This is a genomic window from Pantoea sp. CFSAN033090 (genome assembly GCF_001264395.1).
Lineage (GTDB): Bacteria > Pseudomonadota > Gammaproteobacteria > Enterobacterales > Enterobacteriaceae > Pantoea > Pantoea agglomerans.
Map to the genome: position 1 here is coordinate 499,880 of NZ_LGYX01000007.1, position 26,882 is coordinate 526,761.

Consider the following 26,882-nt stretch of genomic DNA (forward strand, 5'->3'; position numbering starts at 1 on the left):
ATGAAGACCATCCTGGTAGTGCTGGACGGCCTGAGCAATCAGGTCGCACAACATGCAATGGGTTACCTGCATGCCGAATGTTCGCAGGGCAACGGGTTTTATTACCGTATGACCTGTGAATTACCCTCGCTGTCACGCCCGCTTTATGAGTGCATTCTGACCGGTGTTCCGCCGGTCAGAAGCGGCATTATTCATAATGGCGTCAGTCGGTTAAGCCGCGAGCGTAGCATCTTTCACTTTGCGCGATCGGCGGGACTGACGACTGCGGCGGCGGCCTACCACTGGGTGAGTGAGCTTTATAACCGAACGCCGTTCGTTCCGGCGCGCGATCGTCACACTGACGCGCCGGACCTGCCCATTCAGTATGGCCATTTTTATTCTGATGATAGCTATCCCGACTCGCATCTGTTTGAAGATGCAGAGAGCCTGCGGCTGCGTCACGATCCCGATTTTCTGCTAATCCACCCGATGAATATCGACGATGCCGGTCATAAATCGGGCCTCTCCTCGCCACAGTACCGCAACCGGGCACGCATCGCCGACGGCCTGCTGTCGCAGTGGATGCCCTTGTGGCTGGCTGAGGGCTATCAGGTGATGGTGACCGCCGATCACGGCATGAATGACGATCGCTCCCACGGCGGCATTCTGCCGGAAGAGACCACGGTGCCGCTGTTTGTCTTTGGCCGGGCTTTCTCGCTGCAGCCTGACCTGGCACCGCAGCAGACCGATCTGTGCGGCACGCTGTGTGAACTGCTTGAGGTGGCGCATGACAAGCCGGTCTGTCGCGGCCTGCTGGCGGAGTCGAAGAGATGAGAGGAAAAGGAGTCGCGCTGCTGCTGCTGTTACCGTTCACCCTGTTCTGGGTCGCCTTTCAGCTGGCACCGCTGTTGTGGATCGCCATTAACAGCTTCTGGAGTGAGATGAACAGCCAGTGGGGCTGGGATAACTATCAGGACATTCTCACCTCGCCCTTCTACCAGCAGGCGTTTCGTTTTTCGCTGGATATCTCACTCTGGTCAAGCGTCTACGGCTTACTGATTGCACTGGTCACCGGCTATTCACTGCATCAGCTCGGCGGCGGGCGACTGCAGCGCTTTCTCATCGCTTTTACCAATATGACCAGCAACTTTGCCGGTGTCCCGCTGGCGTTTGCCTTTGTGATTCTGCTGGGGCTGAACGGCTGCCTGACATTGCTGTTGCGCCATTATGGTCTGGTTGAAAGCTTCAGACTCTTCTCGCGCAACGGCATGGTGCTGGTCTACACCTGGTTCCAGATCCCGCTGGGCGTGCTGCTGCTCTACCCGGCGTTCGACGGGCTGAAAAAAGAGTGGCAGGAGTCCGCTGCGCTGCTGGGTGCCAGCCGCTGGCACTACTGGTGGCATATCGGCCTGCCGATTCTGTTTCCGGCGCTGCTCGGGACCTTTGTGATCCTGCTGGCAAATGCGCTGGGCGCTTACGCCACGATTTATGCCCTGACCACGGGTAATTTCAACGTGGTGCCGGTGCGCATTGCCGCGCTGGTCTCCGGCGATATCTCGCTGGATCCCAACACCGGTAGTGCGCTGGCGATGCTGCTGGTGGCGATTATGGCGCTGATCACCCTGGTGCAGCAGTATCTGGTGCGCCGTAGCTATCTCAATGCGAAACAGCCATGAAAGGAGCCGCCATGTCACGTGCTGAGCACCTCTATCACCGGATAATGGTCGGGTTACTCTTTACCCTGCTGGCACTGCCTTTACTGGCCACACTGCTTTATGCACTGTCGTCCGACTGGAGTAACACCATTCTGCCACAGGGCTATAGCCTGAAGTGGTTCATCCAGCTCTGGAGCGACCCGCGATTTCTGACGGCGCTGGGCCATTCGCTGCTGATTTGCCTGGGTGCGCTGCTGTTCTCGCTGTTGCTGGTGCTGCCTGCCATGTTTGTAATCGCTTACTATTTTCCTCGACTGGATGCGGTGATGAACGTCCTGATCCTGATGCCTTTCGCCGTGCCGCCGGTGGTGTCGTCAGTGGGATTACTGCAACTCTACTCTTCGTCACCGCTGATGCTGACCGGCACGCCGTGGATCTTAATCGGCTGTTATTTCACTATCGCGTTACCCTTTATCTACCGGGCGCTGGCGAACAATATGCAGGCGATCAACCTCAAAGAGCTGATTGATGCCGCGCAGTTGCTGGGTGCCAGTACCTGGCAGGCGGCGCTGTGGGTCGTGCTGCCCAACCTGCGCAAAGGGATGCTGATTGCCGTGCTGCTCTCTTTCTCCTTCCTGATTGGCGAATTTGTCTTCGCTAACCTGCTGGTCGGCAACCGCTATGAAACCCTGCAGGTTTACCTCTTCAACATGCGTAACGGCAGCGGTCACTTCACCAGCGCGCTGGTGATCTCCTACTTCTTAGTGGTGCTGCTGGTTACCTGGCTGGCCAACGCCCTGAATCCCGAACGAGGCTGAATATGAGTTACCTTGAGGTCAGAGAGCTGAACAAGTCCTATGGACCCACGCCCATTTTTGAGCAGATCGATTTCAGCGCCGCTGAAGGGGAATTTGTCACCCTGCTCGGCCCCAGCGGCTGCGGTAAATCGACGTTGCTGCGTTGTCTGGCGGGATTAACCGGCGTCGACAGCGGTGAAATCAGGCTGGAGGGCAAAGATATCGTGCCGCTGGCCCCGCAGAAGCGCGCCATCGGTATGGTGTTCCAGAGCTATGCGCTGTTTCCCAACATGACGGTAGAGAAGAACGTCGCATTTGGCCTGAAGATGCAGAAACTGCCCGAAGCGCAGATTCGCCAGCGGGTGCTGGAGGTGCTGGAGCTGGTTGAACTCAATGATTATGCGCGCCGTTATCCGCACCAGTTGTCAGGCGGGCAGTGTCAGCGCGTGGCACTGGCTCGTTCGCTGGTGACGCGTCCGCGTCTGCTGCTGCTGGATGAACCGCTGTCGGCGCTGGATGCGCGTATTCGCCGCCATCTGCGCGATCAAATCCGGCGCATCCAGCGCGAGCTGAATCTCACCACCCTGTTCGTCACCCACGATCAGGAGGAGGCGCTGACGCTATCCGATCGTATCGTGCTGATGAACCGGGGCAAAATCGTGCAGAATGGCGATGCCGAAGCGCTCTATACCCAACCGGTCGATCTCTTCGCCGCCGGATTTATTGGCAACTACAACCTGCTGAGCGCTGAGCAGGCGACGCGACTGACCGGTCAGCCTTTCCACAGCCAGGTGGCCATTCGCCCGGAATCAATGCTGTTCACCGCGCCGGGCCAGGGCATTCCTGCGGAAATCCTCAGCCACAGCCTGCTGGGCAACGTGATCCGCTATCGTATCCGGGCGCATGATGTGGAACTTTCGGTTGATGTGCTTAACCGATCGGCGGCGGATTTGCATCCCGCTGGCAGGAAGATTGGTCTACAATTGGAGATGTCGACTTTGCGCCAGGTGGCTTAAAACACAGGAAAAAATCACGCATAGCACGGCAATCCCCTTCACAGATTGCTCTCTTCCGTCAGGCTGGCAGTCTGTGTTTTGAGCCTGACATTCGAGGAGCGACACCACGTGTTAACCCTGCTTAATTTACTCTCTGCGGTGGCCCTGCTGGTCTGGGGCACGCATATCGTACGAACCGGCATCATGCGGGTCTACGGTGCCGATCTGCGCCGCGTCCTGAGTCGCAGCATAGAAAAAAAACCGATGGCGTTTCTGGCGGGCATTGGCGTGACCACGCTGGTGCAGAGCAGCAACGCCACCACGCTGCTGGTGACCTCTTTTGTGGCGCAGAATCTGGTCAGCCTGACGCCCGCGCTGGTGGTGATTCTTGGCGCGGATGTCGGCACCGCGATTATGGCGCGTATCCTGACGTTTGATCTCTCCTGGCTCTCACCGCTGTTTATCTTCTTTGGCGTGGTGTTCTTCCTCAGCCGCAAGCAGACCCGTGCGGGTCAGTTAGGCCGGGCCAGTATCGGCCTGGGCCTGATATTGCTGGCGCTGCAGCTGATTGTCGAAGCGGCTCGCCCGATTACCCAGGCCGCCGGTGTCCAGGTGCTTTTCTCCAGCCTGACCGGCGACGTGATGCTCGATGCGCTGCTGGGTGCGGTGTTCGCCATCATCAGTTACTCCAGCCTGGCCGCGGTGCTGATCACCGCGACGCTCACCGCCACCGGCGTGATTTCGTTCAAGGTGGCGCTCTGTCTGGTGATTGGTGCCAATCTCGGTAGCGGCCTGCTGGCGATGATCAACGCCAGCGGCTCGAATGCCGCGGGCAAGCGCGTGGCGCTCGGCAGCCTGCTGTTCAAGCTGATCGGCTGCGTGTTCATCCTGCCGTTTGTCGATATTGTGGCGGAGTGGCTGGATAAGCTGCCGGTCAACGATGAAGAGTTAGTGATTTTCTTCCATGTGTTTTACAACCTGATCCGCTGCGTGGCGATGGTGCCGTTTGCTGACCTGATGGCGCGCCTCTGTCGCCGTATGATTGCCGACGACGTGGATAACGCGCTGCACCTCAAGCCGAAGCACCTCGATCGCAGCGCGCTGGATACGCCGGCGCTGGCGCTGGTGAATGCCGCCCGCGAAGCGTTGCGCATGGGTGACGTGCTGGAGCAGATGCTGGAGGCGTTTAATAAAGTGGTGCATGGCGAATCCCGCGAGGAACGCACGGTGCGCAGACTGGATGATGATGTCGATGTGCTCTATACCGCCATCAAACTCTATCTGGCGCGGATGCCAAAAGAGGACCTCCCCGAAGAGGACTCGCGTCGCTGGGGCGAAATCATTGAAATGTCACTAAATCTGGAGCAGGCCGGGGACATCATTGAGCGGATGAGCGGCGATGTCGCTGACAAGTCGCTGGCAGCGGGCCGCGCGTTCTCTGCCGAGGGATTAAAAGAGCTGCAGGAGCTGCATGAGCTGCTGATCGCTAACCTCAGAATGAGTCTGTCGGTGTTTCTGTCACACGATATCACCAGTGCTAAACGTCTGCGCCGCGCTAAACATCGCTTCCGTCTGATGATCCGCCGCTACTCTCATGCGCATGTTGACCGCCTGCACCAGAAGAACGTGCAGAGTATTGAGACCAGTTCGCTGCATCTCGGTTTACTGGGCGACATGAAGCGCCTGAATTCACTGTTTTGTAGTGTGGCCTACACGGTGCTGGAACAGCCCGACGATGAACGTGACTATGAATAAAACTGAGTGGAGTGAATAACCTGCCGCGCCGGAGCGGCGATCGTCCGGCGCGGCAGCAGTGAGATGCGGCGCAGTGTAATAATGCGCCGCCACTGTTACTTCTTCTTAATCGGCTTTCCTGACCAGTAACCCGCCAGCAGTGAACCTGACAGGTTGTGCCACACCGAGAACAGCGCGCCTGGCAATGCCGCCAGTGGTGAGAAGTAGAGTTTGCCCAGCGTCGCCGCCAGACCGGAGTTTTGCATGCCGACCTCCAGCGCCAGGGTACGGCAGGTTGACTCATCGAAGCCAAACAGCTTGCCGCCCCAGTAGCCGCCAAGCAGGCCAATCGCGTTATGCAGGATCACCGCCGCGATCACCATCAGACCCACCGATCCAATAAAGGCCTGACTGCCCGCCACCACCGCACTGATGATCAGCAGAATACAGACCATCGAAAACGCAGGCAGCCAGGGTTCCACCCGGCGAACCACGCTGTTCATGCTGTGATGAATGATCAGTCCCAGGGAGATTGGGATCACGACGATCTTCACGATGCTCAGCAGCATGCCAGCCACATCAACCTGAATGTGGGTATCAACATAAAAGCGGGTTAATAGCGGCGTGGCGAACACCCCCACCAGCGCAGAGACTGACGAGATCGTCACCGACAGCGCCACATCCCCCTTCGCCAGATAGATCATGACGTTGCTGGCGGTGCCGCTGGCAACTGAGCCGACCAGAATCATACCGGCAGCCAGATCGGGCGGCATATGAAACAGTTTTGCCAGTCCCCAGGCGGCTAACGGCATCACCAGATAGTGCAGAAAGGTTCCGGCAATCACCGGCGCAGGTCGGGTCAGGACCCGTTTAAAATCGTCGATATTCAGGGTCACACCCATGCCGAACATAATCAGCATCAGCAGATAAGTGACCCAGGGTCCGATGCCGAGAAACGTACCTGGAGAGTAATAAGCGGCGACAGACAACAGCACGGCCCAGAGCGGGAACAGGCGGGTTAACGTGGCGAGCATAGCCAGACTTCCTTATAAGAATGTTATGTTTTATGCAGATTTGCCATAGAGAGTCATCATGCAGGAACGACTGCCGTGACGAAGGCCGGATCATAACATTTCATTATCATGGCGTAAGGCGAAGATGGGTCGAGGCGGGAAAATGCGGATCGACTGCTGCCGATCCGCTGATTATTGACGAAATTACGCTGCTTTTTCCTCTAAACCGCGGTAGATCAAACCACCAATCACGGCACCGATAATCGGCATTAACCAGAACATCCACAGCTGAGAGATCGCCCACTCCCCCTGGAACAGGGCTGCCGCGGTACTGCGTGCCGGGTTAACTGAGGTATTCGTCACCGGAATGCTGATCAGGTGAATCAGGGTTAACGCCAGGCCAATCGCAATAGGTGCAAAGCCTTTCGGCGCACGTTCGCTGGTGGCACCCATGATCACAATCAGGAAGATAGCGGTCATCACTCCTTCGGCGATCATACCTGACTGCAGGCTGAAGCCGCCCGGCGAGTGTTCGCCGTAGCCATTTGCCGCAAAGCCGCTGGCCGCTGCACTGAAGTCGCCTTTACCGCTGGCGATCAGATAGAGCACCGCGCCAGCGGCAATGCCGCCTGCCAGTTGCGCGATGATGTAAGGAATGGCCTGAGACGCGGGAAAACGTCCGCCTGCCACTAATCCCAGGGTCACCGCCGGGTTAAAGTGCCCGCCTGAGATGTGACCGACCGCATACGCCATGACCAGCACGCTCAGCCCGAAAGCCAGCGCCACGCCCATGAAGCCAATGCCCAGCTCCGGGAACGCAGCTGACAGCACGGCACTACCACAACCGCCGGCCACCAGTACGAAGGTACCCAGCGCCTCTGCGACTAACCTTTTCATGATATTTCCTAAATTTGGGTGAATTGATTCAGCGGCGGGATTATAAATCTGCGGAAAGGGAGCGCAATGCAGGTGCACGAAATGCGCAGAGAAAGGGATTGCCATTTGGCAATAACAGGCTGTAACTTTCTGTATTAATGGGATTTATCGGAAGTCGCGTGCCGGGGAGTAATGAGGGAGATATGAACCTTTTTTGCCGCTTTTCAGGCCGCGCTGACGCGGCCTGAATGCCACAGAAGCCTACTCGAACAGATTGCGATGCAGCGTACGTACCACGCTTTCCGCATCGTTGCCCGGCACCAGGAAGCAGAGATTGTAGCTGCTGGCACCGTAGCAAATCATCCGCAGGTTGAACGGGTCGAGCACACCAAACACCTCTTTGCCGACGCCGCACGCTTTTGACAGCTGGTTACCGATAATCGCCACCAGCGCCAGATCTTCTTCCACTTCAACCCGGCACAGCGACGAGAGTTCAGTCAGTAAAGCCTGGGTCAGCAGGCTGGCACTGGTTGAGGTCGATCCGGTGGTGTCGAGCGTCAGTGCCACGCTCACTTCGGAGGTGGTGATCAGGTCAACCGAGACGTTATGACGCGCCAGAATATTGAAGAGTTCGGCAAGGAAACCAAACGTATGCAGCATGTTAAGGCTGTGCAGCGTTAACAGCGTCTGCTTACGGCGTAGCGCCAGCGCCCGAAACAGCGGCGGGTTGCGGGTTTCATTGCAGACGCGGGTCCCACCGGCTGCCGGATCCTTACTGGAACCGACGAATACCGGAATACCCCGGCGTACAGCGGGAAGCAGCGTCGCCGGGTGCAGCACTTTCGCGCCGAACGTCGCCATTTCAGCGGCTTCTTCAAAAGTAATTTCATCAATACGCTTCGCCGTCGGCACCACGCGCGGATCGGTGGTGTAGATGCCCGGCACATCCGTCCAGATATCCACACGCGCCGCATTCAGCGCTTCGCCCAGCAGCGCGGCGGTGTAATCACTGCCGCCGCGACCCAGGGTGGTGGTGCGCCCTTCGCTTTCACTGCCGATGAACCCCTGAGTAATGACCAATGCCTGCTCAATGCGCGGCTGTAACTGCGCCGTCGCCTGCTCCGCCAGCACCTGTACATCCGGTACTGCCCGGCCAAAATGATCGTCGGTACGCATTACCTTGCGGACATCGAACCACTCCGCATTAACCTGGCGTTCACGCAGAATTTCCACAAACAGCAGTGATGACATCAGCTCACCGTGGCTGACCAGTTCATCGGTCAGGGCATTCGAGGTGGCCAGTGAGGCGGCTTCGGAAAGCATGCTGATATTGTCGATCATCCGATCGATTTCATCGCGGATCACTTCCGGACGCTGCAGGCGATCAACAATGGCGTACTGGATACGGCGGATATCATCAAGCAGCACAGCGCGCTGGGGAGCCTGCTGGCCTTCAGCCAGCGCAACCAGCAGATTAGTAATGCCCGCCGAAGCAGAGAGCACCACCAGACGCGTGCTGGCGTCCTGCAACACCACATCGGCGCTGCGGTTCATCGCTTCAAAATCGGCTACGCTGGTGCCGCCGAATTTTGCCACTATCAGTGTTTGAGACATGTAGGACCTCGTGTCAGGTTATCTTGTTCTCGCCGATGAAAGGGTCGAGAAACATTCTTTCAGCCAGGCACAAGGAAAGAGCAGAAACGGGCGGACAAGATCGGATAGACGAGTCACCCAGAAGCGCCCCACCTTGCGAAACGTCGACTGCAGACGTTTCTGGTGACAACCCAGAGGATTCAGCCCCTGTAGCCGACAGGCAGCACACCGCGTGCTGACCCACCTCGGCGTCGCTCCCCATCATGTGTTTTCACCGGATACGGTTCCTCCAACACACTGCCTGGGCGACGCGCCTCTTCTGGCTTGCGCACAGGTGCGCAAGTAGGCGCATAGATCTAGCCTTTTCTGGACCTGCTGTCAATGTCAGCGATGCCCGGAGCGCCGCATCAGAAAACAAATGACTCTGCGTCGCAGCGGCTACAGTGCTTAATGGGTTCAGCCCATGCAGCAATCCCTGATACGGCACAACGTTTTGCGCAGACTTTCGCGTCACACTTTACCGCGCGTTGCCTCTGCGGTCCGCTGGCTGTTCGCGCCAGTGAATGCTGGCGATAAACAGCGGCGTTCAGATCGCCTGTCCGGCGCGCGCTGACAAAATTTTTCCTTTCAGTTACAACTGTGGTCATACTGAAACGCTAAACGGGCATGATGTGCCTCCGATGGAATGACGGTTCTTAATATCAACAAGAGTGTTGCCATGAAAAATATCAATCCGACACAAACCGCAGCCTGGAAAGCGCTGCAACAGCATTTTGAGCAGATGAAGTCGGTAGAAATTGCCGATCTGTTCGCCCAGGATGCCGATCGTTTTGCCAAATTCTCTGCCACCTTTGATGATCAGATGCTGGTGGATTTCTCTAAAAACCGCATCACCCAGGAAACCCTCGATAAGTTACAGGCGCTGGCCAAAGAGACCGACCTGAGCGGTGCTATTAAGTCTATGTTCTCGGGTGAGAAGATTAACCGCACCGAAGATCGTGCGGTGCTGCACGTCGCGCTGCGTAACCGGAGTAACACGCCGATTCTGGTGGATGGCAAAGATGTGATGCCAGAGGTCAACGCGGTGCTGGATAAGATGAAAGGCTTCTCTGAGCGCATCATCAGCGGCGAATGGAAAGGCTATACCGGTAAAGCGATCACCGACGTGGTGAATATCGGTATCGGCGGCTCTGACCTCGGCCCGTTTATGGTGACTGAGGCGCTGCGCCCGTACAAAAACCATCTGAACATGCATTTTGTCTCTAACGTTGACGGCACCCACATCGCCGAAACGCTGAAAGACCTCAGCCCGGAAACCACCCTGTTCCTGGTGGCATCGAAAACCTTCACCACCCAGGAAACCATGACCAACGCCCACAGCGCGCGCGACTGGTTCCTGAAAACGGCAGGCGACCAGCAGCACGTAGCGAAACACTTTGCTGCGCTGTCGACCAACGCCAAAGCGGTGGGCGAATTTGGTATCGACACTAACAACATGTTTGAATTCTGGGACTGGGTTGGCGGCCGTTATTCTCTGTGGTCAGCGATCGGCCTGTCGATCATTCTCTCGATTGGTTTCGATAACTTCGAGCAGCTGCTGAGCGGCGCACATGCCATGGACCAGCACTTCGCCTCTGCGCCGGCTGAGCAGAACCTGCCGGTACTGCTGGCGCTGATTGGCATCTGGTACAACAATTTCTTTGGTGCTGAAACCGAAGCGATTCTGCCTTACGACCAGTACATGCACCGCTTCGCCGCCTATTTCCAGCAGGGCAATATGGAGTCAAACGGCAAGTATGTGGATCGTGACGGTCATCCGGTGGACTACCAGACTGGCCCAATCATCTGGGGCGAACCTGGCACCAACGGTCAGCACGCGTTTTATCAGTTGATCCACCAGGGTACCAAGCTGGTTCCGTGCGACTTTATTGCGCCGGCCATTACCCATAATGCGCTCGCGGATCACCATCCGAAGCTGCTCTCTAACTTCTTTGCCCAGACTGAAGCGCTGGCGTTTGGTAAGTCACGGGACGTCGTAGAGAAAGAGTTTACCGATGCCGGTAAATCTGCAGAGTCTGTGGCCCATATCGTGCCGTTCAAGGTGTTTGAAGGTAACCGCCCGACTAACTCCATTCTGCTGCGTGAGATTACCCCTTACAGCCTGGGCGCACTGATTGCCCTGTATGAGCACAAAATCTTCACTCAGGGTGCCATCCTGAATATCTTCACTTTCGATCAGTGGGGTGTGGAATTAGGTAAGCAGCTGGCGAACCGTATTCTGCCGGAACTGGAAAATGAGGACGAAGTTACCACTCACGACAGCTCCACTAATGCCTTAATTAACCGCTATAAATCCTGGCGTTAATCGGCGTTAATTTCATCGGGCGGCCACTTTGCCGCCCTTTTTTTGACTGTTTTTACATCTGAATGGGCTGTTTATATCGTTGGAGAGCATGGGTTGTCAGGGAAAAGTCTTAAAATAACCTAAGATAATTCTGAACATCGATGCGCTGAACGGGCCAGCATAAAGTATAAAATGGTCCTGAAATCGGGTAATCTCTATTGTTAGCTATTGATTCATAATCATATTCAGTTTCAGCAATCCTGAGTAAATTCTGATTATTCTTATTCCGTACCAGATATTAATAAAAAAGAACATTACGCTTTGCAATTGATTCGCCAGCAGCGAAATATCTGGCATCAGCCCGAAATATTCCGATATAAAAAGTAGTTATCCCCAATCCAGCTAATTAAATCACGCGCCCACCCCGCTATTCACCCTGGTTTTTCCGGTGCTGAACTCTGGTATTTTGTTGCCCTATACTGAACGCGCCCGCAATGGGACTGTCTGTCGATTTTGCCGCAGTCTGACTGCGTTGCAACCTCAGCGGACAGAGATCCTTCATTCACTCAATGCAGGAAACGCTGTTATGAAAAAAACTATGGTTGCCGGTGCAGCCTTGATCTTCGTTGCCGTCTCTTCCAGCGCATTTGCTGCGCCGGAAGAAGCTGGTACCGCAGCTGGCGCGCAGGCGGGAGCAATCTCTGCTGGCACGTCGACCGCTGTGGGTATCGGTGCACTTGGCGCGCTGGTCGGGCTCGGCATTGCCGCTTCTGGCGGTGGTGACGGTGCAAATACCGGTACAACAACCACGACCACGACGAGCACCACTCGTTGATGGATGCCCGACCCCCGTCTGATTGCTGATCTGCAGCAAACGGGCAGAGGCTGAACCACTGACTTCGGTGAGTGAGGACGCTGAGCCACGTAACCTGTATTTCTGCAGCCGGAACGGGACGGGCAGAGCACCTTTAAACATAACCACACGCCTGTGTGGTTATTTTTTACTTTGGCATGACTTATCAGGGACACACAGTGCGCCAACTTCCTCTGCTGCTCGCTTGCCTGCTGCTGCAGGCCTGTACACAAACGCAAAAAGGTCTTGAACAGACTCTGCTGCTTGCGGTTAACGGTCCGGACGACGTGACCGTTACCGATCAACAGGTCAACAATCTTCCCTATGCCAGTCTCTATGCTCGCCTGAATGAAGGTCCGCGCATTTTTGTAGTGCTCGGCTACAACGAGAAAGGTCAGCAGAAATGGGTGACACAGGATCAGGCGATGCTGGTGACACAGCATGGCCGCCTGGTTAAAACCCTGGGCTTGCCGGATAACCTGCTGAGCGTCAGCAATCTGCAACAGGATCCGCTCGCTGACAGCCTGCATATCAGCAACGGTGCAGGCTGGACCCGCATCGTGCAGTGGACCGAACAGGGCAAGGTTCGCGGCGCGACTGTGCGTTCAACCTTCCAGCGCGGCACCGACGAAGTCCTGACCGTGGCGGGCAACCGCATTCCGTGCCGCGTCTGGCATGAGCAGGTGAGCATCGACAGCAGTAACCGCGAGTGGGAAAACACCTTCTGGATCGATAACAGCAGCGGCGATGTGGTGCAGGCCCATCAGATGCTGGCGGCAGACGCCTCCCCTGTAGATATCACTATTCTGAAGCCGGCGAAATCATGAAAAAAATCACTTTTTTGCTGGCCGGGCTGAGCCTGTTCAGCGCCGCAGAAGCGCAGGCAACTGCGCAGGTTATCGTTCATGCACCGCACAACGGCGGTCAGGCTGAGCTGAGCCAGGTCGCGGATCTCTCCCAGCTGGTGACTCTGCCTCCACTGCAGGTCAACACTGACTGGCGTGCGACCTTTATTGCCGAGCGCGGCGCCAGCGCAGTGGCACAGCAGCACTATCAACAGACGCTGGGCGCGTTACGTGCCTGGCGTGCCGACAGCAGCGGCGATCGGGCGGCGGCCATTGATGAAGTGATCCGCCAGCTGAGCGCCATCAAAGTGGCAGGTCGCCAGTTCACGTCGCTCGACCCGGACTGGATCCGTCTGCATCCGGCTGACAACCGTCGGCTGGAAGGCAGCTATGACCTCTATCTGCAGGCCCCCTCAGATTCTGTACTGCTGCTCGGCGCGCTGAGCGGCGCAGGCAAAGTGAGCTGGCAGCCGGGTAAATCAGTACGCGACTATCTGGATGGTCATGACGCACTCTCCGGGGCAGAACGCAATTTTGTCACCGTGATTGCACCTTCAGGCGCCACACAGCAGGTGCCGGTTGCCTACTGGAATCATCGCCACGCGGAAGTGGAGCCAGGCAGCATTATCTGGCTCGGCTTTTCGTCATGGAGCCTGCCAGGCAGCTATGAAGACCTTAATGAACGCATCCTTTCCGTACTGACTCACCGGATACCAGACTGATGAAAAAACGTTATCTCTTCAGCCTGTTGGCTGTTTCCGTGGCGGCAGCCTGTCAGGCGCAGGCTGACACCTGGCCCGAGCCGGTGGGCCCTTCACAATCCGATTTCGGCGGCGTGGGTCTGATGCAGGTGCCGACGGCGCGCATGGCCAAAGAGGGCGAGTTCAGCCTCAACGCGCGCGACAACGATCAGTACCGATACTACTCCGCGTCACTGCAGCTCTTTCCCTGGCTGGAGACCACTGTGCGGTATACCGACGTGCGCACCCGTCAGTACAGTGCGGTCTCAGAATTCAGCGGCACGCAGAGCTATAAAGATAAAGCCTTCGACCTGAAACTCCGTCTGTGGCAGGAGGGCTTCTGGCTGCCGGAAGTGGCGGTGGGAACCCGCGATCTGGGCGGTACCGGTCTGTTCGACAGCGAATACCTGGTGGCGACCAAAGCATGGGGACCGTTCGACTTTACCCTGGGGCTTGGCTGGGGCTATCTCGGCAATAGCGGCACCGTGAAGAACCCCTTCTGCTCATACAGCGACAGCTATTGCCAGCGTCCGCAGGTGGGCGAAGCGGGTTCAATCAACGGCTCGCAGATGTTCCACGGTCCGACGGCGCTGTTTGGCGGCGTGGAGTATCAGACGCTCTGGCAGCCGCTGCGCCTTAAAATGGAGTATGAGGGCAACGACTACCAGAATGACTTTGCTGGCCGCCTTGAGCAGCGCAGCAAGCTCAACGTCGGCGCGATTTATCGCGTAACCGACTGGGCTGACATCAACGCCAGCTACGAACGCGGTAACACCTTTATGTTTGGTGTCACCATTCGCACCAACTTCAACGATCTGCGTCAGGCGCACATCGACAGCGAGAAGCCTTCCTACAATCCGCAGCCGCAACCTAAGTTGCTGGAGCCGACGGTGGTGGGCACTCAGCTGACCGATCTGAAATACAATGCCGGTCTTGATGGTCCGCGTATTCAGACTCAGGGTCACACGATCTATGTGTCAGGCGAGCAGACGAAGTATCGCGATACCCGTGAAGGGGTGGATCGTGCGAACCGCATCATCATGAACCACCTGCCTGACGGCATCGACACCATCAATGTCACCGAGTCGCGCTTTAACATGCCACAGGTGACGACTGAGACGCAGGTCGCCAGCCTGCGTAACAATCTGGAAGGCTATCCGCTGGGCCATGAGCAGCCACTGCAACAGACCCGCAAAGAACCGGTCGATCCGGGTACCACTGAGCAGGGGATGTTTATCCGTCAGGATCGCCTGAACTACAGTCTGTCGCCGGTGCTGAATCAGTCGGTGGGCGGCCCGGAAAGCTTCTATATGTATCAGGTCGGCGTGATGGCCAGCGCTGATTACTGGCTGACGGATCACCTGCTGGTGGGCGGTAGTCTGTTTGGTAACCTCGCCAACAACTACGACAAGTTCAACTACAACGGCGCACCGGCGGACTCTTCACTGCCGCGCGTGCGTACCCATATCCGCGACTACGTTGAGAACAACGTCTACGTCAACGATCTGCAGGCGAACTATATGGGCCACCTCGGTAACGGCTTCTATGGTCAGGTTTACGGCGGATACCTGGAGACGATGTATGGCGGCGTGGGCGGCGAGCTGCTCTATCGTCCGGTCGATGCGAACTGGGCGGTGGGCGTCGATGCCAACTATGTCCGTCAGCGTGACTGGGACAACATGATGCAGTTCAATCGCTATAAAGCCTCAACCGGCAACCTGACGGGTTACTGGCGTCCATGGTTCATGCAGGATGTATTGGTGAAAACCAGCGTCGGTCAGTATCTGGCGAAAGATAAAGGCGTGACGGTCGATGTGTCGAAGCGCTTCGACAGCGGCGTGATGGTGGGTGTCTATGCCACCAAAACCAACGTCTCGTCTGAAGAGTATGGCGAAGGCGACTTCACCAAAGGCTTCTATATCTCCATCCCAATGGATCTGTTCACTGTGACGCCAACACGCGGTCGCGCGCAGGTGAACTGGGTGCCGCTGACGCGTGATGGCGGTCAGATGCTGGGTCGCAAGTACCAGCTGTATGATCTGACGTCCGATCGCGACGCGCGCTTTAACTAAGCAGATGGCGGCCTCAGGGCCGTTTCATGCGGTTAACAGAAAGCAGGCTCAGGGAGCATACACCTGAAACAAAGCATAGCAATGAGATCACGCCAGCTCAGGGAACCCGGTCAGATCGGAAAGGCGCTAATGCCATCCCTGGCCGCTCGGCCCGCGCCGTCCCTGCCGCGGGACGCTTTCCTCCTCTGACCGGGTTCCCTGCGCGTTGAGTTTCTTCATTGCTGCCAGATTTAACCGGAGCTGGATTTGTCAGCAGTCTGAAGCGGCCCTCAGGCCGCTTTTTTATTTAGTCCGCGTCGTAGCCGAGATTCGGCGCCAGCCAGCGCTCCACTTCCATGACCGACATCCCTTTGCGTGCCGCATAATCTTCCACCTGGTCACGCTGGATCTGCGCCACGGCGAAATAGCGGCTGTCAGGATGACTGAAGTACCAGCCAGAGACTGACGCGCCCGGCCACATGGCAAAGGATTCGGTGAGCTTCATGCCGGTCTGTTCTTCCACCGCCAGCAGACGCCAGATGGCAGCTTTCTCAGTGTGCTCCGGGCAGGCCGGATAGCCTGGCGCCGGACGTATCCCCTGATAATTTTCCCGAATCAGCTCTTCATTGCTGAGATTTTCGTTAGGCGCGAAGCCCCAGATCACCTTACGTACCCGCTCGTGCAGGTATTCGGCAAAGGCTTCCGCCAGACGGTCAGCCAGCGCTTTCACCATGATCTTGTTGTAGTCGTCATGCTGACGATCGTACGCCTCCGCCAGCGCATCCTCTTCCAGCCCGCCGGTCACCGCAAAGGCCCCGAGATAATCCGCTTTGCCGCTCGATTTCGGGGCCACAAAATCCGCCAGACAGTAGTTGGCGAAGTCGGTTTTTTCGGTCTGCTGGCGTAAGTGATGACTCACACACAAAATCTCATCACGCCGCTCATCACTGTAGAGATGAATATCATCGCCGACACGGTTAGCCGGAAAAATACCGACCACGCCACGTGGCTTCAGCAGCGACTGCTGGCTTAATCTGTCGAGCATCGCATTGGCATCGGCAAACAGACGCTGCGCCTCTTCACCCACCACCTCATCCTCCATGATGCGGGGATATTTGCCCGCCAGCGACCAGGTCATAAAGAACGGCGTCCAGTCGATGTAGTTGCGCAGCGTTTCAATGCTGGCCTCCACCTGACTGACCCCGGGACGATGCGGCACGGGTGGCGTGTAACTCTCCCAATCAATTGAGGTGGCGTTATCGCGCGCCGCCTGCAGCGAGACCGGCGGTGTGCGCGGCTTTTTGCGTGCATGCTGAATGCGCACGGTCTCGTACTCTTTGCGGGTTCGGGCGACGAAATCCTCTTTTAACGTGGCGGAAAGCAGCGACGACACCACGCCAACGGTGCGTGAGGCGTTCTGCACGTAGACCGTCGGGCCACTGTAATGCTGCTCAATTTTGACAGCGGTATGCGCCTTCGAGGTGGTCGCGCCGCCAATCAGCAGTGGTAAGGTAAAGCCCTGACGCTCCATCTCTTTCGCCATGTTGACCATCTCATCCAGCGACGGCGTAATCAGGCCTGATAAGCCGATGATGTCCGCATTCACTTCGCGCGCCGTTTTGAGAATTTTTTCGCCCGGCACCATCACGCCAAGGTCAATGATTTCGTAGTTATTACACTGCAGCACCACGCCGACAATATTTTTCCCGATGTCGTGCACGTCGCCTTTGACCGTGGCCAGCACGATTTTACCGTTGCTGCGCCCCGCCTCTTTGCTGGCTTCGATAAAGGGTTCCAGATACGCCACCGCCTGCTTCATCACGCGCGCCGATTTCACCACCTGCGGCAGGAACATTTTGCCCTCACCGAACAGGTCACCGACGACGTTCATGCCGGACATCAGCGGGCCTTCAATCACCTCTATCGGACGTGGCACCTGCTGGCGCGCCTCTTCGGTATCCTGCTCGATAAACTCGGTGATCCCCTTGACCAGCGAATACTCCAGCCGTTTCACCACGTCCCAGCTGCGCCATTCCGCGAGCTGTTTTTCCTGCGAGCCATCGCTTTTGCCGCCACGGTATTTCTCCGCCAGCGCCAGCAGCCGCTCGGTGCCATCATCCCGCCGGTTAAGAATCACATCCTCTACCGCCTCGCGCAGTTCTGCCGGCAAATCATCATAAATCGCCAGCTGGCCTGCGTTGACGATGCCCATATCCATGCCTTTCCGGATGGCGTAATAGAGAAAGACGGCATGTATCGCTTCACGCACCGGATCGTTGCCACGGAATGAAAACGATACGTTGGAGACGCCGCCGGAGATCATCGCATGGGGCAGCTCGCGCTTGATATCTTCGCAGGCACCAATGAAATCCATGGCGTAGTTGTTGTGTTCGTCGATGCCGGTGGCGACCGCAAAGATGTTGGGGTCGAAGATAATATCTTCCGGCGGGAAGCCGACCTGTTCGGTGAGGATCCGGTAAGCACGGCGGCAGATCTCAATTTTTCGGGCGCGGGTATCCGCCTGACCGACTTCGTCAAACGCCATGACCACCATCGCCGCGCCGTAACGCCGGACCTGACGCGCATGATGAATAAAGGCCGCTTCACCCTCTTTCATCGAAATTGAGTTCACGATCCCTTTGCCCTGAATGCACTGCAACCCTTTCTCAATCACCTCCCATTTTGAGGAGTCGATCATGATCGGCACGCGGGCGATATCCGGTTCGCCAGCAATCAGATTCAGAAAGCGTACCATCGCCGCCTCGGCGTCGAGCATGCCTTCATCCATGTTGATGTCGATGATCTGCGCGCCGCTCTGCACCTGCTGCAGCGCCACTTCCAGCGCTTCGTTATACTTCTCTTCTTTGATCAGCCGTTTAAATTTTGCTGAGCCGGTGACGTTGGTGCGCTCACCGACGTTAACAAACAGTGACTCTGCGGTGATGTTAAGCGGCTCCAGACCGGAGAGACGACAGGCCACCGGGATCGTCGGCAACTGACGCGGTGCGACGCCTTCAACCGCCGCCACCATGGCAGCGATATGTTGCGGTGTGGTGCCACAGCAGCCGCCGATAATGTTCAGGAATCCGGCGGTGGCCCATTCACCAATCTGCTGCGCCATCAGTTCCGCATCCAGATCGTATTCGCCAAAGGCATTGGGCAGACCGGCGTTGGGATGGGCGGTCACGTAGCCTTCAGCGATGCGCGACAGTTCCGCCACATACTGACGAAGCTCGTCGGGTCCCAGCGCGCAGTTCAGGCCAAAAGAGAGCGGTTCGGCGTGACGCAGCGAGTTGTAAAAAGCTTCGGTGGTCTGGCCGGAGAGCGTTCGGCCGGAGGCGTCGGTGATAGTGCCGGAGATCATCAGCGGCAGCGCCACGCCCAGCGCTTCCATCTCGGTCTGCACCGCATAGACGGCTGCTTTGGCATTCAGCGTATCGAACACCGTTTCAATCATGATGATGTCGGACCCGCCCTCCACCAGCGCACGGGTCGATTCGCGGTACGCCTCCACCAGCTGATTAAAAGTGACGTTACGGTAGGCAGGATCGTTGACGTCGGGTGAGATCGAGCAGGTGCGGTTGGTTGGGCCGAGCACACCCGCGACATAACGCGGACGATCCGGCGTTTTCGCCGTCCACGCATCGGCGCAGGCTCGCGCCAGGCGGGCCGCTTCAAAATTGATCTCCGCCGATAAACGTTCCATCTGGTAGTCCGCCATCGCAATCGACGTGGCGTTAAAGGTGTTGGTTTCGAGGATATCCGCACCCGCCGCCAGATAGGCGTCGTGGATCTCGCGGATCACCGCCGGTTTACTCAGCACCAGCAGATCGTTATTGCCTTTGAGATCGCAAGGCCAGTCAGCAAAACGGCTGCCGCGATAATCCTCTTCTTCCAGCTTATAGCTCTGGATCATGGTGCCCATCCCCCCATCCAGCACCATAATGCGTTGTGCGAGCTGCTGTTTTAACGCGTCGATTTTATTGCTCACTGTTGCCCCATTCACGTCAGTCTGCTGGCGGAAAAGCCCGTTTTTCATTCTGGCACAAGCTGGTCAGGCGACAAAGTAACCTCGACTGAGAGATTTTCAGGTCACGGCTGTACAGGTCTGACCAGAAAACCAGCGTTTGCAATGCGCGTGATTAAAACGAAAATGATTTCCACAATGTAAAAGGAGAACAATGATGGCAACCCCGGTTCCTGTTAAGCGCGGCAAGAAACCCCGTGGCACCCCTGTCGCCGCACCCGCGGGCGGTCAGGTGCAATCGCTGACCCGCGGCCTGACGCTGCTGGAGCTGATTGCTGACTCACATGGCAGCGTAGCGCTGACCGAGCTGGCGCAGCAGGCGGGTTTGCCTAACTCCACCACGCATCGCCTGCTCAGCACCATGCAGCAGCAGGGTTTTGTCCGGCAGGTGGGCGATCTCGGGCTGTGGACGATCGGCGCACACGCCTTCGTGGTCGGCAGCAGTTTCCTGCAGAGCCGTAACCTGCTGGCGCTGGTACACCCGGTGCTGCGTAGCCTGATGGAGCAGTCCGGTGAAACGGTGAATCTGGCGGTGCTGGATCTCAGCGATCACCAGGCGGTGATCATTGATCAGGTACAGTGTACCCAGCTGATGCGAATGTCCGCGCCGATTGGCGGCAAGCTGCCGATGCATGCGTCTGGCGCAGGCAAAGCGTTTCTGGCCCATCTGGGCGATGAGCAGGTCACCGCCCTGCTGCATCAGAAAGGATTGCATTACTACACGCCGAAAACCCTGATGTCGCCGCAGAGTCTGAAAGAGAATCTGGCGCTGGTGCGCAAAGCGGGCTTCTCATTTGATGATGAAGAACATGCGCTTGGACTGCGTTGTGTCGCCGCGCCAATCTATGACGAACATGGCGAGGCGTTTGCCGCGCTCTCCATCTCCGGCCCCATCGCCCGCATGACTGACGATCGGATTACTGAATTAGGTGCACTGGTCATCCGCGAAGCGCGCCAGGTTACGCTGGCGTACAGCGGTCGTTAACTTTATCTGCGCCGTAGCAGACGCTGAAACGCTGCGTCTGCCGCCAGGCGATCACCTCTTCCACATGACCCTGGGCGATGCGCTGCTGCTGCGCGCGCCACCAGCGGGCGTCGAATATCTCCGGATGCAGTTGCAACAGCAATGCGCCGGTAGCGGCTTCACTGCATAACGCATAGCGAAAGGTTTCCGGGAAGACATCGTCCGGCCCGACGCTGTACCAGGGCTCGGCGCTGAGTTCATCCTCCTCATAGCGCGCCGCGGGCACATCCCGGAAGTGCAGCTCCTGCATCGGGCGAATCTCATCGTAATCGTAAAAAATCACCCGGCCATGGCGCGTGATGCCGAAGTTTTTAAACAGCATGTCTCCGGGAAAGATATTGGCCGCCGCCAGCTGTCGGATGGCATTGCCATACTCTTCAATCGCGTGACGTCGCTCTGCGGCATTCGCCTGGGCCAGGTAGAGATTAAGCGGCTGCATACGGCGCTCCAGCCACAGGTGACGAATAATCAGGCGATCGCCTTCGATATGCAGCTTCTCCGCCACGCAGGCGTGGAGCTCTGCCAGCAGCGCCGGTGAGATGCGCGAAAGCGGCAGCGCAAACTGCTCGAACTCCTGCGTATCCGCCATACGACCCACGCGATCGTGCTCTTTGACCTGCTGATAACAGGCGCGGACCTGTGCTTCCGTCACCTCTTTTTGCGGCGCGAAGCGATCCCTGATGACCTTGAACACCCAGTCAAAGCCCGGCAGCGTGAAGACCAGCATCACCATGCCGCGCACGCCGGGTGCGATCTCAAAGGCCGTCTCATTTTCTGCCAGCGCCTGAAGATATTCGCGATAGCTCTCGGTTTTACCGTGCTTCTGGCAGCCAATCGCCATATAGCGCTCCGCCAGGGTTTTGCCAGGCAGAATCGGTTGCAGCCAGGCGACCAGCGCCGCAGGCACCGGCGCATAAACCATGAAATAGGCGCGGGCAAAACCAAAGACAATGCTGGCGTCATTCACATCGGTCAGACAGGTGTCGATCCACAGTTCGCCCGTTTCACTGCGCTGGATCGGCAGCAGACAGGGCAAGATGCCCTCCGGCAGATGCAGGCGCGCCACCAGCCAGGCAGTTTTGTTACGATAGAAGAGTTCACTGTTAACCTCGAGCCAGCCCTGGTTCAGCCGGGGAAAATGCGACTGCAGGTGGCGGACAATCCAGCCGACGTCGCGAGCGCGCTGCTGCCACGGCAACGTCAGCGGTAAATCGCTCAACACCTGATCCACCAGTGCCAGCCAGCCCCGCTCCGGCTGATAACGGCGCGATAACGGGCGCAAAGGTGTGACCGGCGCTGTCAGGGATTGAGAGCTGAAGATAAACAGCCGGTCCGGCTGCAGATCGGCATGTCCATGTAACCGGCAGTAGACAGAATTAAAGAAGCTTTCGGCAATTTCATGCCGTGGATAGCCGGGCAGCAGGCTTTGATAGTGGTCCTTAACCCGCAGCCAGAACATCTCATCCCAGCTGGCCGCACCGTTCAGCACCCGCAGTTGATCGGCAACCAGGCTGACGTGATGGTCATAGAGATGAATACGGGCCTTCATGGCATGCTGCACCGCCTGCCATTCCGCCTGCTCAAACCGCTGCTGCGCGCCAGCAGTGATGTCGAGAAAGCGACCATACTGTGCATCAAAACCCTGCAGGATAGTGTGGGCGATCAATGATTCGCGTGGCGGCATAATCAGCTCCGGTAAACGCCCGCCCGCGGTTTGCGGACGGGGAATCAGTCAGAGGAAAAGGGTCAGAACTGATGCTCTTCGGTCGAACCGGTGAGCGCGGTGACCGAGGACTTACCGCCCTGAATGATATTGGTTACCTGATCAAAATAGCCGGTGCCCACCTCCTGCTGATGCGATGAGAAGCTGTAACCGCGATCGCGGGCAGCGAACTCAGGTTGCTGAACCTTTTCAACATAGTGACGCATCCCTTCGCCCTGGGCGTAGGCGTGGGCCAGATCGAACATGTTGAACCACATGCTGTGGATGCCCGCCAGCGTGATGAACTGGAAGCGATAGCCCATGTCGCTGAGCGCCTGCTGAAACTTCGCGATGGTGCGATCGTCGAGGTTCTTCTTCCAGTTGAACGACGGTGAACAGTTGTAGGCCAGCAGCTTGCCGGGGAAACGCGCATGAATGGCGTCGGCAAAGCGCTGCGCCATCGCCAGATCCGGCGTTGAGGTTTCACACCACAGGATGTCAGCATAAGGTGCATAGGCCAGCCCGCGACTGATCGCCTGTTCAATGCCGGCGTGGGTGCGGAAGAAGCCTTCTGCCGTCCGGTCGCCCTGGATAAAGGGACGATCGTATTCATCGCAGTCTGAGGTAATCAGATCGGCGGCGTCGGCATCAGTTCGTGCCAGCAGCACGGTTGGCACGCCCATCACATCGGCAGCCAGTCGTGCCGCCACCAGTTTCTGAATGGCTTCCTGAGTCGGTACCAGAACTTTGCCGCCCATATGACCGCATTTTTTTACCGCCGCCAGCTGATCTTCGAAGTGGACCGCCGCCGCGCCCGCCTGAATCATCGCCTTCATCAGCTCATACGCATTCAGCACACCGCCAAAACCGGCTTCAGCATCGGCCACAATTGGCAGGAAGAAATCGGTGTGCCGGCTGTCCCCCGCTTCAATGCCGCTGGACCACTGAATCTGATCGGCGCGCTGAAAGGTCTGATTAATGCGCATCACCACTTCCGGCACCGAGTTCACCGGGTAGAGCGACTGATCGGGATACATCTGGCCCGCCACGTTGGCATCCGCCGCTACCTGCCAGCCAGAAAGGTAGATCGCTTCGATGCCCGCTTTGGCCTGCTGCAGTGCCTGCCCGCCGCTCAGCGCACCCAGGCTATTGATATACCCTTTCTTCGCCTCGCCATTCAGCAACGCCCATAATTTTTCCGCACCGCGCTCTGCCAGTGTACAGGCGGGCAAGACCGAGCCGCGCAGATTGACGACCTCTGCTGCGCTGTAAGGGCGGGTAATGCCCTGCCAGCGTGCGGTCTGCCAGAGTTGTTCCAGTTGATCGATCTGTTGAGTACGTGTCATGGCAATAGCTCCTCTGTTCAGGGGATCAGGCGATAGCCTGGCAGGGTAAGAAAGGAAACCAGCTCGCGCTCGGTGGTGATCTGAGCCATCAACTGCGCCGCGTCGTCATAGCGACCGGCGCTGAAGTGGGCTTCGCCCAGCGCGTTTTGCAGCAGATGCAGCTCTTCGTTAAGCCAGCGCAGAAACAGTTCAGCTGTGACCTGCTGGCCGTTGTTCAGCATTTGCTGATGATGAATCCATTGCCAGATTGAGGTGCGTGCGATCTCAGCGGTGGCGGCATCCTCCATCAGTCCGTCAATCGGGACACAGCCGTTACCGCTGATCCACGCTTCCAGATATTGCAGCGCAACACGGATGTTGGCGCGCATACCGGCTTCGGTGCGCTCACCCTGACAGGGCGCCAGCAGCTGCTCCGCAGTGATCGGCGCATCCTCTTCCCGCATGACCTGCAGCTGGTTTGGCCGGTCGCCCAGCGCAGCGTTGAAGACCGCCATCGCGGTATCTGCCAGACCAGGATGAGCAATCCAGGTGCCGTCATGCCCGTTACCTGCCTCCCGCTGCTTATCTTCCGTCACGCGCTGCAGTACCCAGGCATTGCGCGTGGGATCTTTAGCGGGGATCAGCGCTGACATCCCGCCCATCGCAAAAGCACCCCGCCGATGACAGGTTTTAATCAGCAGTCGCGAATAAGCGTCCAGGAACGGCTGAGACATGGTGACGGACTGGCGATCCGGCAGCACGCGATCCGCATGCTGTTTAAGGGTTTTGATATAGCTGAAGATGTAATCCCAGCGGCCACAGTTGAGGCCAACAATGTGATCGCGCAGATTCCACAGGATCTCATCCATCTGAAACACGGCGGGTAAGGTTTCGATCAGGACAGTGGCTTTGATCGTGCCACGCGGCAGATCGAACTGATCCTCGCTGAAACTGAAGATCTCACGCCACCAGGCGATCTCCTGCCAGCTCTCGGTTTTCGGCAGATAGAAATAAGGCCCGCTGCCTTTGGCCAGTAACGGCCGGACGTTGTGGAAGAAATAGAGCGCGAAATCAAACAGCCCGCCCGGAATTGCCTTCCCCTGCCAGCTGACATGTTTTTCTGACAGATGCAGACCGCGCACCCGGCACATCAGCACCGCAGGGGTAGCGCCGAGCTGATAAATTTTGCCTTTGTCGCTGGTATAACTCAGGGTGCCCTGCACTGCTTCGCGCAGTGTCAGCTGCCCTTCAATCAACGTTGACCACTCCGGAGAGAGCGAATCCTCAAAGTCGGCCATAAAGACTTTAACGTTTGAGTTCAGGGCGTTAATCACCATTTTCCGATCGGGTGGGCCGGTGATCTCGACCCGACGATCTTCTAAATCTGCCGGAATAGATTGAATACGCCATTCACTGGCCCTTATGGAAGCTGTTTCCATATCGAAGTCTGGCAGATAGCCCTGGTCATATTGCTGCTGACGCTGCTGGCGAGCCGAAAACAGCACTTCGCGTTGCGGTGCAAAGCGTGCGACCAGAGACTCTAAAAAAGAAACAGCCTCGGGCGTTAACAGCTGCTGTTCTGCATGGCTAAAGGGCTGGCTGAAAATTAGGGTATGGCTGATCACTGAGTCTGTCATGCTGGCGTTCTCCTGTATTCAAAGGATCGAAAGCAGCGGATCCACACGGTGTTTATTTTGTGAGCTACAGGATCAGAGCATAAGCATTTATTTTTTTAAATCAAAAACTATTTCCATTTTTAAATACAAATGAAACTATCCTGATGTTTTATCTGCAATAAAACTTTAATCCGTTAAAGGAATTGGTTTCATTTAACGTTTTACAGGCGAAAAAAAACCGTGTTGCCATCGGCTAACACGGTTCAGTTGCTCTTCAGACAGGGCTATTCCAGCGTTGGGTTCATGTGACGCAGATCGAACGGCGTGATCTGGTAAACGTAGTAGTTGAGCCAGTTCGAGAACAGCAGATTGCCGTGACTGCGCCAGGTGGCGCGGGGTGGCAATACCGGATTATCCTGCGGGAAATAGTTATAAGGGACTTCCGGATTCACCCCCGCTTCATAATCGCGATGATACTCACCAGACAACGTCAGGGCATCGTATTCCGGGTGACCGGTAACAAACACCAGACGTTTGTCTTTACTCGCCATCAGATAGGCACCGGTTTGTTCCGATTCAGCAAACAGCTCAAGATCGGTGTAATCCGTTATCAAATGAGTGGGAAAATCAGCATAGCGTGAGTGCGGTGCGAGAAAATTATCATCAAAACCGCGGGTCAGTAACGCATGGGGATGCAGTATCTGATGCTCATAGACACCAGACAGTTTGTTATGCCGGGTTTGCTTTGGAATGCCATACAGAATGTTAAGCGCGGCCTGAACCGCCCAACAGACAAACAGGGTTGAGGTGACATGCTCATTTGCCCAGTGCAGAACGCGCTGAATCTGTGGCCAGTAAGCGACATCATTAAAATCAACCAGCCCGAGTGGTGCACCTGTCACGATTAAGCCATCGTAGTTATCATGCTGGATATCTTCAAAATTGCAGTAGAAGTTGTTGAGGTGCTCAGTGGGCGTATTGCGTGACTCGCGGCTGTCGATGCGCAGCAGCTGAATATCGATCTGTAAGGGCGAGTTGGAAAGCAGACGCAGAAACTGATTCTCCGTTTCGATCTTTTTCGGCATCAGATTCAGTATGAGCACTTTAAGCGGGCGGATCTCCTGAACACTGGCGCGCGACGATGTCATCACAAAGACATTTTCGTCACGCAAAAAATTCACTGCCGGTAATTCGTCGGGAACCCTGATTGGCATAACCTGCTCACCTCTTACAACCATATAAACGTTTAGACATCTGGATGCCCAACATTAGCCTGATCGTTGTAAGATGTCGAGGTTTGATGCAGAAAATGAAAATGTTTCAGCTTAACGTGGCAAAGCGCAGACGTAAAAAAGCCCCGCACTTTCGTGCGGGGCTTCTTCACTTATTTAATGCCTGGCAGTTCCCTACTCTCGCATGGGGAGACCCCACACTACCATCGGCGCTACGGCGTTTCACTTCTGAGTTCGGCATGGGGTCAGGTGGGACCACCGCGCTAAAGCCGCCAGGCAAATTCTTTGTGCTCTGTCCTGTGTCTTTTGTGCTGATGCTGCGTTGGCCGCCCTCGCGCTACTCCGTCACATACTTCAGTATGCTCCTTCGTATCGCTCGGTTGCCGCCTTGCCTCAGCGCAAAATCCTTCGGACTTCAGTCCGCAGGACACAACTGTATCCGGTTAACAAGCTGAAAATCTGTCTCTCAAAAACGCCTCTG

The 26,882-nt window shown here is 56.8% G+C and carries 19 protein-coding genes, 1 rRNA gene and 1 riboswitch; of the genes, 11 read left to right on the forward strand and 9 right to left on the reverse strand.

Annotated features, from left to right (window positions below):
- The 5 genes from AFL22_RS09110 (at window position 1) to AFL22_RS09130 (ending at window position 5,181) form a co-directional block, all read left to right on the forward strand.
- Window positions 1-813 (forward strand): alkaline phosphatase family protein, encoded by an 813-nt coding sequence (locus tag AFL22_RS09110; RefSeq protein ID WP_022625211.1) that lies wholly within the window; start codon window positions 1-3, stop codon window positions 811-813.
- Entirely contained in the window at window positions 810-1,655 is an 846-nt protein-coding gene (locus tag AFL22_RS09115) for an ABC transporter permease subunit (protein WP_010252254.1), read from the forward strand. The genes AFL22_RS09110 and AFL22_RS09115 overlap by 4 nt, the downstream gene beginning before the upstream one ends.
- Window positions 1,656-1,666: 11 nt before the next feature.
- Window positions 1,667-2,452, forward strand: coding sequence for an ABC transporter permease (locus tag AFL22_RS09120; RefSeq protein ID WP_052271206.1), 786 nt, complete (start codon window positions 1,667-1,669; stop codon window positions 2,450-2,452).
- A gap of 2 nt (window positions 2,453-2,454) precedes the next feature.
- A complete protein-coding gene (locus AFL22_RS09125) occupies window positions 2,455-3,447 on the forward strand; it encodes an ABC transporter ATP-binding protein (RefSeq protein WP_010252646.1) in 993 nt (330 codons plus the stop codon).
- Window positions 3,448-3,555: 108 nt separating this feature from the next.
- Window positions 3,556-5,181, forward strand: coding sequence for a Na/Pi cotransporter family protein (locus AFL22_RS09130; protein WP_010672204.1), 1,626 nt, complete (start codon window positions 3,556-3,558; stop codon window positions 5,179-5,181).
- A gap of 95 nt (window positions 5,182-5,276) precedes the next feature.
- Here the strand turns inward: AFL22_RS09130 and panS are convergent, their stop codons facing one another.
- From panS to lysC, 3 genes are all read right to left on the reverse strand, one after another.
- A complete protein-coding gene (gene panS / locus AFL22_RS09135) occupies window positions 5,277-6,194 on the reverse strand; it encodes a ketopantoate/pantoate/pantothenate transporter PanS (RefSeq protein WP_010252655.1) in 918 nt (305 codons plus the stop codon).
- Between the two features lie 183 nt (window positions 6,195-6,377).
- Window positions 6,378-7,073, reverse strand: a complete 696-nt coding sequence (gene aqpZ / locus AFL22_RS09140) for an aquaporin Z (protein WP_327203918.1) — start codon at window positions 7,071-7,073, stop codon at window positions 6,378-6,380.
- Window positions 7,074-7,310: 237 nt separating this feature from the next.
- On the reverse strand, window positions 7,311-8,663 hold the full coding sequence (lysC, locus tag AFL22_RS09145) for a lysine-sensitive aspartokinase 3 (protein ID WP_022625207.1): 1,353 nt from the start codon (window positions 8,661-8,663) through the stop codon (window positions 7,311-7,313).
- A gap of 113 nt (window positions 8,664-8,776) precedes the next feature.
- Window positions 8,777-8,969, reverse strand: a riboswitch (Lysine riboswitch).
- 391 nt (window positions 8,970-9,360) lie between these two features.
- Here lysC and pgi point away from each other — a divergent pair.
- The 5 genes from pgi to AFL22_RS09170 all read left to right on the forward strand — a co-directional run bounded on the left by pgi (window position 9,361) and on the right by AFL22_RS09170 (window position 15,496).
- Window positions 9,361-11,007, forward strand: coding sequence for a glucose-6-phosphate isomerase (pgi, locus tag AFL22_RS09150; protein ID WP_022625205.1), 1,647 nt, complete (start codon window positions 9,361-9,363; stop codon window positions 11,005-11,007).
- 565 nt (window positions 11,008-11,572) lie between these two features.
- Window positions 11,573-11,821 carry an exopolysaccharide production protein YjbE gene (gene yjbE, locus AFL22_RS09155; RefSeq protein WP_010252668.1) on the forward strand — a complete coding sequence of 83 codons (249 nt, stop codon included), beginning with the start codon at window positions 11,573-11,575 and terminating at the stop codon, window positions 11,819-11,821.
- A gap of 197 nt (window positions 11,822-12,018) precedes the next feature.
- The gene (locus AFL22_RS09160) at window positions 12,019-12,666 is read left to right on the forward strand and encodes a YjbF family lipoprotein (RefSeq protein WP_052271207.1); all 648 of its coding nucleotides are present in this window, start codon (window positions 12,019-12,021) and stop codon (window positions 12,664-12,666) included.
- Complete coding sequence (locus AFL22_RS09165; RefSeq protein WP_010252675.1) at window positions 12,663-13,406, forward strand: capsule biosynthesis GfcC family protein; 744 nt, start codon at window positions 12,663-12,665, stop codon at window positions 13,404-13,406. The genes AFL22_RS09160 and AFL22_RS09165 overlap by 4 nt, the downstream gene beginning before the upstream one ends.
- Window positions 13,406-15,496 (forward strand): YjbH domain-containing protein, encoded by a 2,091-nt coding sequence (locus tag AFL22_RS09170; protein WP_052271208.1) that lies wholly within the window; start codon window positions 13,406-13,408, stop codon window positions 15,494-15,496. Before AFL22_RS09165 ends, AFL22_RS09170 begins: the two co-directional genes overlap by 1 nt.
- Before the next feature lie 286 nt (window positions 15,497-15,782).
- Here AFL22_RS09170 and metH read toward each other — a convergent pair whose 3' ends face one another.
- Window positions 15,783-19,466, reverse strand: coding sequence for a methionine synthase (gene metH / locus AFL22_RS09175; protein WP_050679844.1), 3,684 nt, complete (start codon window positions 19,464-19,466; stop codon window positions 15,783-15,785).
- Between the two features lie 193 nt (window positions 19,467-19,659).
- Here metH and iclR point away from each other — a divergent pair, with 193 nt between their 5' ends.
- Entirely contained in the window at window positions 19,660-20,487 is an 828-nt protein-coding gene (iclR, locus tag AFL22_RS09180) for a glyoxylate bypass operon transcriptional repressor IclR (RefSeq protein ID WP_010252683.1), read from the forward strand.
- On the opposite strand, the gene aceK is transcribed toward iclR, so the two are convergent.
- The 5 genes from aceK to rrf all read right to left on the reverse strand — a co-directional run bounded on the left by aceK (window position 20,462) and on the right by rrf (window position 26,678).
- Entirely contained in the window at window positions 20,462-22,210 is a 1,749-nt protein-coding gene (aceK, locus tag AFL22_RS09185) for a bifunctional isocitrate dehydrogenase kinase/phosphatase (protein ID WP_010252686.1), read from the reverse strand. The genes iclR and aceK overlap by 26 nt on opposite strands.
- A gap of 62 nt (window positions 22,211-22,272) precedes the next feature.
- Window positions 22,273-23,574, reverse strand: coding sequence for an isocitrate lyase (gene aceA / locus AFL22_RS09190; RefSeq protein WP_052271209.1), 1,302 nt, complete (start codon window positions 23,572-23,574; stop codon window positions 22,273-22,275).
- A 17-nt stretch (window positions 23,575-23,591) separates the two neighbouring features.
- Window positions 23,592-25,190 (reverse strand): malate synthase A, encoded by a 1,599-nt coding sequence (aceB, locus tag AFL22_RS09195; protein WP_052271210.1) that lies wholly within the window; start codon window positions 25,188-25,190, stop codon window positions 23,592-23,594.
- Between the two features lie 263 nt (window positions 25,191-25,453).
- The gene (gene metA, locus AFL22_RS09200; RefSeq protein WP_010252696.1) at window positions 25,454-26,383 is read right to left on the reverse strand and encodes a homoserine O-succinyltransferase; all 930 of its coding nucleotides are present in this window, start codon (window positions 26,381-26,383) and stop codon (window positions 25,454-25,456) included.
- A gap of 179 nt (window positions 26,384-26,562) precedes the next feature.
- Window positions 26,563-26,678, reverse strand: a 5S ribosomal RNA gene (gene rrf / locus AFL22_RS09205).
- Between the last annotated feature and the right edge of the window lie 204 nt (window positions 26,679-26,882).